Annotated in this window: 8 protein-coding genes; all 8 read right to left on the bottom strand. The window is 65.2% G+C overall.

Features of this window, described 5'->3' with window-relative positions:
• Positions 1-112 precede the first annotated feature (112 nt).
• Complete coding sequence (locus C8267_RS01055; protein ID WP_106633350.1) at positions 113-1,021, bottom strand: bifunctional methionine sulfoxide reductase B/A protein; 909 nt, start codon at positions 1,019-1,021, stop codon at positions 113-115.
• A gap of 22 nt (positions 1,022-1,043) precedes the next feature.
• On the bottom strand, positions 1,044-2,282 hold the full coding sequence (gene hutI / locus C8267_RS01050) for an imidazolonepropionase (protein ID WP_106633349.1): 1,239 nt from the start codon (positions 2,280-2,282) through the stop codon (positions 1,044-1,046).
• 34 nt (positions 2,283-2,316) lie between these two features.
• The gene (hutH, locus tag C8267_RS01045) at positions 2,317-3,810 is read right to left on the bottom strand and encodes a histidine ammonia-lyase (RefSeq protein WP_106633348.1); all 1,494 of its coding nucleotides are present in this window, start codon (positions 3,808-3,810) and stop codon (positions 2,317-2,319) included.
• Positions 3,811-3,930: 120 nt separating this feature from the next.
• Positions 3,931-5,949 (bottom strand): urocanate hydratase, encoded by a 2,019-nt coding sequence (locus C8267_RS01040; protein ID WP_106633347.1) that lies wholly within the window; start codon positions 5,947-5,949, stop codon positions 3,931-3,933.
• A 9-nt stretch (positions 5,950-5,958) separates the two neighbouring features.
• Positions 5,959-7,659 carry a glutamate formimidoyltransferase gene (gene ftcD, locus C8267_RS01035; RefSeq protein ID WP_106633346.1) on the bottom strand — a complete coding sequence of 567 codons (1,701 nt, stop codon included), beginning with the start codon at positions 7,657-7,659 and terminating at the stop codon, positions 5,959-5,961.
• A 364-nt stretch (positions 7,660-8,023) separates the two neighbouring features.
• Positions 8,024-10,015 (bottom strand): TonB-dependent receptor, encoded by a 1,992-nt coding sequence (locus C8267_RS01030; protein ID WP_106633345.1) that lies wholly within the window; start codon positions 10,013-10,015, stop codon positions 8,024-8,026.
• Positions 10,016-10,172: 157 nt separating this feature from the next.
• Entirely contained in the window at positions 10,173-11,465 is a 1,293-nt protein-coding gene (locus C8267_RS01025; protein WP_106633344.1) for a cysteate synthase, read from the bottom strand.
• Between the two features lie 18 nt (positions 11,466-11,483).
• Positions 11,484-12,614 carry a carboxynorspermidine decarboxylase gene (gene nspC / locus C8267_RS01020; RefSeq protein WP_106633343.1) on the bottom strand — a complete coding sequence of 377 codons (1,131 nt, stop codon included), beginning with the start codon at positions 12,612-12,614 and terminating at the stop codon, positions 11,484-11,486.
• Positions 12,615-12,990: the final 376 nt, after the last annotated feature.

The raw sequence follows: 12,990 nt of genomic DNA, 5'->3' as shown, positions 1-12,990 counted from the left end.
CCCGGTTTAGCGGAAATCCCGTTGCACTTCGGTGCTCCGGTGCTCCGGCGTTCCGCTTCCCGGCTCTTCAGCCCGCGGCCCCTGTTATCTCCCCTCCGGTACCCCGGAGGCCTCAGAACCGCCGTACGCGGCTGTGGCAATAGGGCTGCTGCCCCTTGCGCTCGTAGTAGTTCTGGTGATAGGCCTCGGCCGGCCAGAAGCGCGATGCCGGGGTGATGCGCGTCACCACGTCGTACCCCTTTGCGCGCAGCTCGCCGATGAGCCGCTCGCCCACTTCACGCTGTTCGGGCGTCGTGTAGAAGAGCTCCGAGCGGTATTGGTCGCCGATATCGGGACCCTGGCCGTCGGCCTGCGTCGGGTCGTGGATTTCGAAGAAGAGGCGCGCCAGCGTCTCGTAGCTCACCTGTGCAGGGTCGAAGCGGATGCGTACCGCCTCGGCATGGCCCGTCGTGTGGCTGCAGACCTCCTCATAGGTGGGGTTCTCGGTGTGGCCTCCCGTATAGCCCGCCTCGATGGAGCGAACGCCCGGCACGCGCGAGAACATGTACTCGACGCCCCAGAAGCAGCCGCCGGCAAAGATGGCCGTCTGTTCGTGCTGCTCGGCTGACTTCGGTTCGAAGGTGAGCGATATGGAGTTGACGCAATGCCTTAGGTTCTTGGGCGTAAATCCCTCTCCGGCAAATACATGTCCCAGGTGCGCGCCGCAGCGGGCGCAGAGAATTTCGGTCCTCCGTCCGTCGGCGTCGCGTTGGCGGCGGATGGCTCCGGGCAGCTCGTCGTCGAAGCTGGGCCAGCCGCAGCCGGCGTCGAACTTGTCCTCCGAGCGGTAGAGCGCGGCACCGCACTGGCGGCAGCGGTAGGTGCCCTCCTCGTCGAAATCGTAGTAACGGCCCGAGAAGGGGGCTTCGGTCCCCTTCCCGATGATGACCCGCCGCTCCTCGGCTGTGAGCGGGGCGGGCTTTTGTGCGGTTGCGGTCATGGCGGTAAGCAACAGGCTTGTGATGAGTGCAAAACGGGTCATGTCGTAACGGCTGTGGCAAAAACTACGCCACTATTTCCTTGCCGCGCAGGAAGACGCGGCTGACGAGCGGCGTGGTGTAGGCATAGGGGAAGAAGGCGACCGAAGGCATGGGAGGCGTGAGGAAGAAGTTGGCCAGCTTGCCCACGGTGATGGAGCCTGCGTCGCGGCTCAGCCCCATGGCATAGGCGCCGTTGAGCGTCGCGGCGTTGATGGCCTCGGCCGGTGTCATCCTCATGCGAATGGTGGCCAGCGAGAGGACCATCTTCATGTTGCCCGAGGGGGTCGAGCCGGGGTTGTAGTCCGAAGCCAGCGCGACACCCAGACCTGCGCGGAGCATCTCGCGGGCGGGCGGATAGCTCATCCCGAGGAAGAAGGCGGCGCCGGGGAGCATCGTGGGCATCGTGCGGCTGCCGCGCAGCGCCTCGATTTCGGCCTCGCCCATCCGTTCGAGGTGGTCCACCGAGAGCGCGCCGTGGGCCACACCCACCTGCACGCCGCCCGAGACGGCCAGCTCGTTGGCATGAATCTTCGGCACAAGTCCGTAGCGGGCGGCCGTTTCGAGGATGCGGGCCGTCTCCTCGACCGTGAAGAAGCCCTGGTCGCAGAAGACATCGACATACTCGGCCAGCCCCTCGCGGGCCACGGCCGGGAGCATTTCGCGGCAGATGAGGTCTACGTACTCTGCCTGGCGCCCGACGTAGGCGCGCCCAACGGCGTGCGCCCCGAGGAAGGTGGCGCGCACCTCGAGCGGTGCCGTCTGGCGGATGCGGCGGATGACGCGCAGCATCTTCAGCTCGTCCTCGGTCGTAAGGCCGTAGCCGCTCTTGATTTCCACGGCGCCGGTGCCCATGCGGATGATTTCGCGGATGCGCTCCATCGCCTGGCGGTAGAGCTCCTCCTCGGAGGTGGCGTGGAGCCGGTCGGCGGAGTTGAGAATACCCCCGCCGCGGCGCGCTATCTCTTCGTAGCTCAGGCCGTTGATTTTGTCGAGGAACTCCTGCTCGCGGCTGCCGGCATAGACCAGATGGGTGTGCGAGTCGCAGAACGACGGGAAGAGCATCCCCCCGGCGGCATCCACCACCTCTGCGGCGTCGGGACACCCCTCGGCCATCGACCCGAAGGCGGCGATGCGCCCCTCCTCGGCCAGCAGCCAGGCGGCATCGAGCGTCTCCAAACGCCCCATCTGCTCGCCACACAGACGTTCGATGCCTTCCGGCTGGATTCCGACAATCGTTCCGATGTTTTTAATCAGCAGTCTCATGATGCGTCCTTTGTTTTGCGGATGCTGACGACGGCTACTCCTCCACCTGCTCGGTGCGCAGGAAGCGGACCGAGGCGTCGATGAGCGGATACATCACGCGGTCGATGTCGACGAAAGGCACCACGCGGCGGTAGTCGGCGAAGAGGCGTTCGATGCGCTCCGACGAGCGGGCCGGGCGGCGGAACTCAAGCGCCTGGGCGGCGTTGAAGAGCTCGATGGCCAGCACGCGTTCCGTGTTGTTGACCACGCGGTAGAGCTTCGTGGCGGCGTTCGAACCCATGCTCACATGGTCCTCCTGACCCTGCGACGAGGGAATCGAGTCGACCGATGCCGGCATGCAGAGCCCCTTCGACTGGCTGACAATCGAGGCGGCCGTGTACTGCGGAATCATGAAACCGCTGTTGAGTCCCGGCTTGGCGACCAGGAAGTTGGGCAGGCCGCGCTGGCCCGAAATCAGCTTGTAGATGCGGCGCTCCGAGATGTTGCCCAGCTCGGCCACGGCGATGGCCAGGAAGTCCATGGCCAGCGCGATGGGCTGCCCGTGGAAGTTGCCGGCCGAGACGACCATGTCCTCGTCGGGGAAAATCGTCGGGTTGTCGGTCGTGCTGTTGATTTCGGTCGTGATGACGCTCTCGACATAGTCGATGGTATCTTTCGAGGCTCCGTGCACCTGCGGGATGCAGCGGAACGAGTAGGGGTCCTGGACATGCTGCTTGGGGCGGGCCAGCAGTTCGCTGCCCTCGAGCAGGCGGCGGAACGCACGTGCCGTGGTGAGCTGACCCTTGTGGCCGCGCACCAGGTGCACCTCGTCGCAGAAGGGTTCGATGCGGCCGTCGAAGGCGTCGAGCGACATGGCGCCGATGCGGTCGGCCCAGGCGCTCAGCCGCTGCGCCTGCATGACGGCCCAGACGCCGTAGGCGCTCATGAACTGCGTGCCGTTGAGCAGCGCGAGGCCCTCCTTCGACTGCAGCTCGATGGGAGCCCATCCCTTTTCGGCCAGCACCTCGGCAGCGGGGCGCACGCGTCCCTCGTACTCCACCTCGCCCAGTCCGATGAGCGGCAGCGACATGTGGGCCAGCGGCGCCAGGTCGCCCGACGCTCCGAGCGAGCCCTGCTGGTAGACCACCGGCAGGATGTCGGCGTTGAAGAAGTCGATGAGCCGCTCGACCGTCGCCAGCTGAACGCCCGAATGGCCGTAGGAGAGCGACTGCACCTTGAGCAGCAGCATCAGCCGCACAATCTCCGAGGGGACGCGCTCGCCCGTACCGCAGGCGTGCGACATCATGAGGTTCTTCTGCAGCTGGGCCAGGTCATCGTGCCCCACCGAGATGTTGCAGAGCGAGCCGAAGCCCGTCGTGATGCCGTAGATGGGGCGTTCGGGGTGCTCCATCTTGCGGTCGAGGTACTCGCGGCAGCGGACGATGCGGCGCTTGGCGTCGTCGCTCAGTGCAAGGGTGATGTGACGGTCGAGAATTTCGCGGACGCGGCCAATCGAGAGGTGCTCCGCCGAGATATGGTGAATTTCCATGTGAAGATGATTCGTTTTTTGTGGTTGGTTGGTGGCGTTTGTTTCCCGGCTGCGGCCGGAGCGGAGGGAACTCCCCCGCCCCGGCCCTTGCCGAAGAATGTGATGCGCGCGGCGGAGGGGTTACTCCTCCTTGAGCGCATTGCGGACGAGCTCCTCGTCGGCGATGTTGGGCATCGTGACCTGCAGGCCGGGCGTGCGCTCCATCTCGCGGCGGATGGCCGACATGGCGCCCTCGTTGCGGGCCCAGCTGCGGCGGGCGATGCCGTTGTTGACATCCCAGAAGAGCATCTCGCGGATGTGGCGCTCGGACTCCTCCGTACCGTCGATGACCATGCCGAAGCCGCCGTTGATGACCTCGCCCCAGCCTACGCCGCCGCCGTTGTGGAGCGATACCCACGTGGCGCCGCGGAACGAGTCGCCGATGACGTTCTGCACCGCCATGTCGGCCGTGCGCGACGAGCCGTCGTAGATGTTCGACGTTTCGCGGTAGGGCGAGTCGGTGCCCGAGACGTCGTGGTGGTCGCGGCCCAGTACGACGGGTGCCGAGAGGCGACCATCGGCGATGGCGCGGTTGAAGGCCAGCGCGATTTCGGTGCGTCCCTGGCAGTCGGCATAGAGGATGCGGGCCTGCGAGCCTACGACCAGCTTGTTGCGCCCCGCCTCGCGAATCCAGTGGATGTTGTCGTCGAGCTGCCCGGCAATCTCGGCGGGCGCCGTCCGGCGAATATTCTCGAGCACCTCGGCCGCGATGCGGTCGGTCGTCTCGAGGTCCTCGGCCTTGCCCGAGGTGCAGACCCAGCGGAAGGGTCCGAAGCCGTAGTCGAAGAACATCGGGCCCATGATGTCCTGCACGTAGGAGGGATAGCGGAAGCGTCCGTTCTCGCCGTTGACCGCCGCGCCGGCGCGCGAAGCCTCCAGCAGGAAGGCGTTGCCGTAGTCGAAGAAGTACATGCCGCGGGCCGTCAGCTTGTTGATGGCGTCTACCTGGCGGCGCAGCGACTCCTGGACGCATTCGCGGAAGCGCACGGGCTCCTCGACCATCATCTTGTTCGAGGCGTCGTAGCTCAGCCCCACGGGGTAGTAACCGCCCGCCCAGGGGTTGTGCAGCGAGGTCTGGTCCGAACCGAGGTCGACATTAACCTCCTCGGCGGCGAGGCGCTCCCAGAGGTCGACGACGTTGCCCACGTAGGCCAGTGAGACCACCTCGCGGTCGGCCACGGCGCGGCGGATGCGCGGCAGCAGCTCGTCGAGCGAGTCGTGCAGCTCGTCGACCCACCCCTGGTCGTAGCGCTTCTGCGCCGCCTTGGGGTTGATTTCGGCTACGACCGAGACCACGCCCGAGATGTTGCCCGCCTTGGGCTGGGCACCCGACATGCCGCCCAGTCCCGACGAGACGAAGAGCATGCCGCGGGCATCCTTGCGCTCGGCGTTGAACCGCTTGCGGGCGGCGTTCATGATGGTGATGGTCGTACCGTGGACGATGCCCTGCGGACCGATGTACATGTAGGAGCCGGCGGTCATCTGACCGTACTGCGAGACGCCCAGCGCATTGAAGCGCTCCCAGTCGTCGGGCTTCGAGTAGTTGGGCACCACCATGCCGTTGGTCACAATCACGCGCGGAGCGTCGGGATGCGAGGGGAAGAGCCCCAGCGGGTGGCCCGAATACATGACCAGCGTCTGGTGGTCGGTCATCTCCGAGAGGTACTTCATCGTCAGGCGGTACTGCGCCCAGTTCTGGAAGACGGCGCCGTTGCCTCCGTAGGTAATCAGTTCGTGGGGGTGCTGCGCCACGGCCTTGTCCAGATTGTTCTGAATCATCATCATGATGGCGGCCGCCTGACGGCAGCGGGCGGGATACTCGTCGATGGGACGGGCATACATCTCATAGCCGGGGCGCAGACGGTACATGTAGATGCGGCCGTACTTGCGCAGCTCCTCGGCAAACTCCCTGGCCAGCAGCGCATGGTGCTTCTCCGGGAAGTAGCGCAGCGCGTTGCGGATGGCCAGCACGCGCTCTTCGGGCGTCAGAATCTCCTTGCGCTTCGGGGCGTGGTTGATTTGCTTGTCGTAGGGTTTCGGTGCGGGCAGCTTGTCGGGAATGCCGGCCCGGATGTCGTTCTGGAATTCTTGCAGTGTCATATCGTTCGGCTATTTTATCTTCTGTTCCACAATGGCGAGCACCTCCGCCTCGAGGTGGCAGGCTTCGGCCGCCAGCGCATCGGCTTCGGCGATGAGGCGGTCGGCCGTCGCACGGTCCTTGAGTCCGGCGGCGTTGATTTTGACGTTGAGACAGGCACCCATCACGGCGCTGCGGGCGGCCAGAGCGCCCACGCCGGCATCCGATACCGAATTGGGGTTGCCCGTCTGGGCCATCGCACGCACGAGCTCGAAGACGCGCGACGAGGCCTTCATCGTACGCAGCGGCACCTCGGTGGCGTAGAGCGTCGCCTCCTGCAACGCGGCGCTGCGGGCGGCCTTCTCCTCGTCGGTCGTCTTGGGCATGGTGAAGACGGCCATGATGCGGTTGAAGGCGGCCGTATCCTCGTCCACCAGATGCAGCAGCTCGGTCATCACCTCCTGGCCCTTGTCGGCCCAGTCGGAGAACTCCTCCCAGCGGGCGTCCCAGCCGGCCTTGTGGGCCGAGAGGTTGGCCACCATCGTCCCCAGGGCCGCACCCAGCGCACCCATGTAGGCCGAGATGGAGCCGCCGCCCGGAGCCGGCGATTCGCTGGCCGTCTCCTCGGCAAAGTCCGTGCAGGTCATGTCGACGAGCCGCTTGGTGCGGTTGTCGGCCTCGAGCAGATACTCGATGACCTTCTCGTCGGGGTTGAAGGGCTTCAGGTCGTCGAGCCCCATCGACTTGATGGCGATGCGGATGATTTCACGCTCCGAGATGCCCGTCGAGCGCTGCTGCTTGCGCAGGAAGTAGCGCCCTGCGTCGACCAGCGCCCGCTTGGGGACCAGACCCACAATCTCGGTTCCGGTGACGCGCACGCCCCGGGCATCGGCCTTGCGGCACACCTCGTCGAAGGCGATGTGGAGCGGCGTGACCGAAATGTCGGTGATGTTCATCGAGACCTGGGCGATGCCGTACTCCTCGATGAACCAGCCGATGGCTTTCGTCGCCTTGAGCGTACCGGGCTGCATGAGCGTGTTGCCGTGCTCGTCCTTGAGCGGCTTGCCCACGGGCGAACCGCCCTCGCGCACGGGGCGTCCCTTCTCGCGCACGTCGAAGGCGATGGCGTTGGCGCGGCGCGTCGAGGTGGTATTGAGGTTGAAGTTGACGGCGATGAGGAAGTCGCGGGCGCCGACGGTCGTCGCACCCGTGCGGGCCACACCCTCGTCGAAGGGGCGGGCGCCGAAGTCGGGCGCCGTCTCTGCATGGGCCAGCTTCTCGGGCAGCGCCTCATACTCGCCGGCGCGGCAGACGGCCAGATTCTTCCGCTCGGGCTTCAGGGCGGCCGCCTCGTAGCAGTAGGTCGGAATATGCAGCTCGTCGGCGATGCGGCGGGCCAGACCGCGCGACAGTTCGGCGCACTCCTCGAGCGTGATGCCCGCAATGGGGATGAGCGGCAGCACGTCGGTGGCGCCCATGCGCGGGTGAGCGCCGTGGTGGTTGCGCATGTCGATGAGCTCCGAGGCGCATTTGACACCGGCAAAGGCCGCCTCGAGCACGGCTTCGGGCTCGCCGACGAAGGTCACCACCGTGCGGTTGGTCGCCTCGCCGGGGTCCACGTCGAGCAGTTTGACCCCTTCGACCGCCTCGATGGCCGAGGTAATTTCGTGAATTACGGCCTTGTCGCGTCCCTCGCTGAAGTTGGGAACGCATTCTACGATACGTTTCTGCATATTCGGAAGTTTTAGGATTATCTCTTATCAAAGGTAAGAAAAATTCGGAGAACATTTGCAAATCCGTAATCAAAAAAGCAATTTCTCCTTTGAAACGGGAAGTTTTGCCCCCGCTTTTCGAGCGGAACGACACTTTGCGGCCGTTTTTCACTCTCTGCTCGGACGTATTCGTTCACTTCGCCGGGCCTCCGGCGGGCGGGGGTGCTGCCCTCCCCCGCTGCCGGGCATTGGACGGCCCGGGTGCGGCCCTTTCCTTCCCCGCTGCCGGGCGCCGACGAACAAGATTCTTCCTCTCCTGCCGCCAACGAAAAAAGAGGTCCCCGCACGTGCGGAGACCTCCGAAGTCATACAGCCGGTCCGGCCCCTATCGGCCGATGGTGAGCACGATGCCTCCCGTCACCCACGCTCCGGGACGGCGTATGCCGCCCATCTCGCAGTAGTCGGTGTCGGTGATGTTCGTTGCGTCGACATAGAGGCGGCAGATGCCCTTCTCCCACGACAGGCGTCCGTCGAGCAGGAAATAGGGGTCGTAGCTGCGCCGCTCCGAGAGGGAGGAGTCGCCCGCAACGGGATAGAAGAGGTAGCTGCCCGCACGGTCGTAGAGCGCTCCGGTGAGCGAGAGCGTGAGGCGGCGCAGGAAGCGCACCTCGACGTTGAGTGCCGCCTTGTGGCGCATGTAGTCCATGGCGTTCTTGGTGACCAGGCGGTTGTCCTGACTGGTGGTGACGTAGGCGTAGAGCAGCGTGGCGCGCCGCAGGAACCCCTCCTCGGAGCGGTAGCCGCCCGAGAGTTCGACCCCGAAGGTCGCAAGGCGGCTGCTCTGCTCGGAGTGCCACTTGCCCCCCATATCCTCGCGCAGCACCCAGTCGATGATGTCGCGCCCGGCGCGGTAGTAGCTCTGCAGCGCGACGTGCCAGCGGGCTCGGGTGTAGTCGGCCCCGAGGCGGTAGGTAATCGCATGCTCGGGCGTGAGGTCGAGGTTGTTGATTTGGGCCGGCGACGAGTAGTAGAGGTCCGTGAAGGTGGGCAGGCGCATCGACTGCGCGATGCCGGCACCCACGTGGAGCCCCTCCGCGGGCCGGTAGTCGGCCGAGACGTTCCACAGCGCCGAGGTGCCGTAGGGCGTCAGGCTCACGCCGCCCGAGGCGGCCGCCTCCCAGCGGCGCCACTGCTTGACGTGGCGCAGCCAGATGTTGCCCACGTGGCGCGCCTTGGCATGGGTGTAGAGGCCGTGGGGACGGTCGAGCGGCTCGCCCAGATTGGTGCTGTAGATGTGGTTGTAGGTGTAGTCGCCCCCGAGCGAGGTGGTACCGGCCGCCCAGCGCAGGTCGCTCCACAGCCGGGCGCCGACGTTGTCCGTGTTGTGGCGGTTGAGCGGCGTGCCGCGCGTCCAGTCGTAGCGGTCGAAGTTTTTGCGGTAGCTGACCGAGCTGCCCAGCTTGAAGCGTCCGAGCGGAACGCTCCAGCGCAGCGAGGCGAGCGCCGTCGAGGTCTGCTCCCACTGGTCGGGGTTGTAGGCCGCATAGAAGCCGTTCGAGCCGAAGGAGCGCTCCTGATAGCCGGCCTGGAACTCGAAGCTGCCGGCCCTCGACGCCTCGTAGGTGGCCCTCAGGAAGGCGTTGTAGTTGGCAAAGTCGGTGTTGTGCATGTAGCCGTCGCTGCGCCGGTAGGAGGCGGCCGTGAAGAGCGTCAGCCGCTCACGGGTGGCTGCCCCCGAGATGTTGCCGTAGGCGTAGCCGTACTGGCCGCCCGCCCCCTCGAAGCGCAGGTAGTCGGGCATGAGCGGCGCCGTGCGGATGTTGACCGCCCCGGCATAGGCGCCTACGCCCGGCACACCCTCCACCAGGTCGATGCCCGATACGCAGTCGATGTCGACGGGCAGCGAGTGGGATTGATGGCCCGTGCGGGCATCCGTGAAGTCGATGCCGTTGAGCATCACCATGGTCTGGTCGAAGGAGCCTCCCCGTACGGAGATGTCCGCCTGGATTCCCTTGCTGCCACGCTCCCGGATGTCGACCGAAGGGGTGAGGCGCAGGGCGTCCTCCAGCGTCTGGAGCGGGGCGGGACCCTGCTCCTTTCGGTCGAAAAGCGTGACTTGCGACACGGCGTTCGGTGTCGGGGCCGCTATGCGCCCCGATATGCCCACCTCGTCGATGGCCATCTCGCGGTAGATGGCAACCGAGTCGGACTGCTGGGCATGGACCGTCTGCGTCGCAAGCAAGAGAATGGACATCCCGACGGCCAGCACTCCGATGGTCACGCAGCGGTGGAGGCTCGCAAAAGCTGCCCAGCTGTTGCGGCTCCAACGGCTCCAGCGACAACTCCTCGGAGTCTTGTTCATCTGGAAATCATTCATCTTGTAACGAATTTGAGTTGGTAGTTGATAAATTGAATAAAAAAGCGGCAACCCGGAGCGGGCCCGGCTGTACCGCCTCGCTCCGAATCGCCGCAAAGATACGCTTTTCGGTCGAATCGGCAAGTCGACCGAAAGAAATCCGCAAAAAAGTCCGTCGCTACTCGAACAGCGCCTCGACCGTCGCGATGACCTCGGCGGGGTCGGGGTTGAGCGGGAAGACGTGTGCCGGCTTGAGGTAAGAGAGCTCCTTGCCCTCCTGGAAGTGCTCCTCGCCGCCGCCCGTCACGTTGAGCATGACGACCGCATCCTTGGCGATGTGTCCGGCCGCCACCTCCTTGATGAGCGAGGCGAGTGCGATGCCGGCCGCCGAGTAGATGTCGACACCCTCCAGCTCCTTGAAGAGCTGACGCGCCTTGCGCGCCTGGGCGTTGGTCGCCACGAGCATCTCGCCGCCGGTGGCCTTCAGCGCGTCGTAGAGACCGCCCGCAAGGCTGTAGGGGGGACGACGGTTCGAAAGCACCTTGGCGTCGATGATTTCGGCGTCGCGGCGCGCCTTGTCGTCGTCGTAGGGCAGCATCTGTCGCGAATTGGCCCGCCAGGCGTCGTACATCGGGACGAACGGAGCGTTCTGGGCCACCATCAGCTTCATGAGGTTGCTGCCGAAGCGGCCGTCCTCAATCAGACGCAGGTTGGCCTCCCAGGCGGCAATAGCACCCGTGCCGCTGCCGACGGCCTGGAAGTAGTAGTCGGGAATCCGGCCGATGGTCGTCGTGGCCGAGAGCACGGTCGTCGCCATGCCGTCGCGGCGGGCGATGTTCTTCGCGCCGCCCTCGGCGTAGAACTTGCCGCTCTTGAGCGCCAGATTCGAGAGGTGGATGGCATCGAAGTAGTCGCCGCCCCGCTCGCACGAGATGAGCTTGACGCAGGGGTCGAGCTCGTGTTCGAACCAGAGCGCCCTGATGTTGTCGTAGGGAACCGAGAGCAGCAGCGGAATCCGGTTGTCGGAGCATACCTTGGCGAAGGCGCGGGCCGTGTTGCCGGCCGAGGCGACCACCAGCACCCGCTTCTCGCCCTCGGGAATGCGGGCGCAGACCGAGAAGGCCTCGGTCTCCTTGAACGAGCAGGTCGACATCTTCGCCCCGATGGCGGGATACCAGCCGTTGAAGGTAATCCAGAGATTCTCCAGACCGAGGTGCCGGGCCAGTCCGCTGCTGCGGTAGGTCACGGGTGCCGAGGAGCCCTTGAGCATGCGCCGGACGGGCAGCCAGTCGCAGAACTTGTAGAATCCGTAGGAGTCGGGCTTCACTTCGAGCTGCTTGCGGGCATAACGGGCCCTCACCAGCGAGGGTGTGGGCGACGTATGGTCCTCGAGCGTCCAGCCGTCATCCTCGAATTCGCGTCCGGTGGCCACGCACTCGAGGGTGTAGCGGGTAGGGGTAAATTCTTCCATGTATCTATGTTTGATTAGTTACGACATTCGGTTCTTGAAGTCCTCGTAGCCGAAGCGGCGGATGACGTCGAGTCTGCCGTCGCGCCGTGCGATGGCGATGGCGGGATGGGCCACGCCGTTGAACATCGTGGTCTTGACCATCGTGTAGTGAATCATATCCTCGAAGACAATCCGCTCGCCCACCTTCAGTTTGTGGTCGAAGGCCCAGTCTCCGTAGTAGTCGCCCGCCAGGCAGCTGTTGCCGCCCATGCGCCAGCGCGCTTCGCCCTCGGCGGGTTCATGGGCGCCGAGGATGGCCGGCTTGTAGGGCATTTCGAGGCAGTCGGGCATGTGGCAGGCGAACGAGACGTTGAGCATCGCCGTACGCACGCCGCCGTTCTCGACGATGTCCTCGACGGTCGAGACCAGATAGCCCGTGCGCCACGTAAAGGCGCTGCCCGGCTCGAGAATCAGCCTCAGGTGGGGATAGCAGGCGTGGAAGTCGCGCAGGATGGCAATCAGCTCGTCGCAGTCGTATTCGGCGTGCGTCATCAAATGGCCGCCGCCCATGTTGAGCCACTTGAGCTGCGGCAGCAGCTGGCCGAAGTTCCGCTCGAGCGCCTCGAGCGCCAGACGCAGATGCTCGGGCCGCGATTCGCAGAGGACGTGGAAATGGAGCCCCTCGATGCCGGCCGGCAACTCGCGCAGCTGCTCGGGCACGATGCCCAGCCGCGACCCGGCCACGCAGGGGTTGTAGAGTGCCGTCTCGACGGGCGAGTAGCGCGGGTTGACGCGCAGTCCGCACGAGATGCCGCGGATGAGCGCCTGCTGTCCGAAGCGCTCGTACTGCGCCACGGAGTTGAAGGTGATGTGGTCGCTGTAGCGGAGAATCTCCTCGATGTTCTCATCCGTGTAGACCGGGGCGTAGGTGTGGGCCGGGCGGCCGTACTCCTCGTAGACGAGCCGCGCTTCGGCGGCCGACGAGGCGGTGGCGCCGTCGGAGTGGCGCGCCAGCTCCGGGAAGATGCTCCACATGGCGCAGGCCTTGAGCGCCACAATGATTTCGGCACCCGACTCGCGGCGCACGCGGTCGATTACCTCCAGGTTGTGGTCCAGCAGCGTCTCGTCCAGGACGTAGCACGGAGAGGGCAGTTTCAGAAAGTCAATCATCGAGCGGTTTTCCAGTAAATTCCAACCAATGTTTCCGTTGCTTTTCGGGGGAAAGCCCATACGGGTCATCGTGTCAACGGAAACGTTCAAAACAGATGCAAAAATAGGAAAATCATTGCGAAAAGCCTACGTTTGCGTTTCGCTTTTTGGAGAAATAGGTATTTATACGTAGCGGCTCTGCCGCATGCGGTCGCACGGCGGAAAGAGCGGGGCTGGCCGCGGGTCCGGTCGGGGGATGAAAACCCGCAAGCGGGTCGGACGGCGTCCCGGCTGCGGCGCGGAAAACTTCTCGGCAGGCCGAGGACGCTCGGCTGTGGCGCGGAAAACATCTCGGCAGGTCGGGCGCGGAAGCGGCGTCTCAGCGGTGCGGGAACCA

The organism is Alistipes sp. Marseille-P5061 (assembly GCF_900290115.1).
In the GTDB taxonomy this organism is placed as follows: Bacteria; Bacteroidota; Bacteroidia; order Bacteroidales; family Rikenellaceae; genus Alistipes; species Alistipes excrementigallinarum.
Note: the sequence above shows the minus strand (reverse complement) of the source record. Positions and strands in the feature narration are given on the sequence as shown.

What these genes read in the sequence shown, in the direction of transcription:
- C8267_RS01055 (WP_106633350.1), bottom strand. Translation starts at nt 1,021, where the DNA reads ATGACCCGTTTTGCACTCATCACAAGCCTGTTGCTTACCGCCATGACC.
- hutI (WP_106633349.1), bottom strand. Translation starts at nt 2,282, where the DNA reads ATGAGACTGCTGATTAAAAACATCGGAACGATTGTCGGAATCCAGCCG.
- hutH (WP_106633348.1), bottom strand. Translation starts at nt 3,810, where the DNA reads ATGGAAATTCACCATATCTCGGCGGAGCACCTCTCGATTGGCCGCGTC.
- C8267_RS01040 (WP_106633347.1), bottom strand. Translation starts at nt 5,949, where the DNA reads ATGACACTGCAAGAATTCCAGAACGACATCCGGGCCGGCATTCCCGAC.
- ftcD (WP_106633346.1), bottom strand. Translation starts at nt 7,659, where the DNA reads ATGCAGAAACGTATCGTAGAATGCGTTCCCAACTTCAGCGAGGGACGC.
- C8267_RS01030 (WP_106633345.1), bottom strand. Translation starts at nt 10,015, where the DNA reads ATGAATGATTTCCAGATGAACAAGACTCCGAGGAGTTGTCGCTGGAGC.
- C8267_RS01025 (WP_106633344.1), bottom strand. Translation starts at nt 11,465, where the DNA reads ATGGAAGAATTTACCCCTACCCGCTACACCCTCGAGTGCGTGGCCACC.
- nspC (WP_106633343.1), bottom strand. Translation starts at nt 12,614, where the DNA reads ATGATTGACTTTCTGAAACTGCCCTCTCCGTGCTACGTCCTGGACGAG.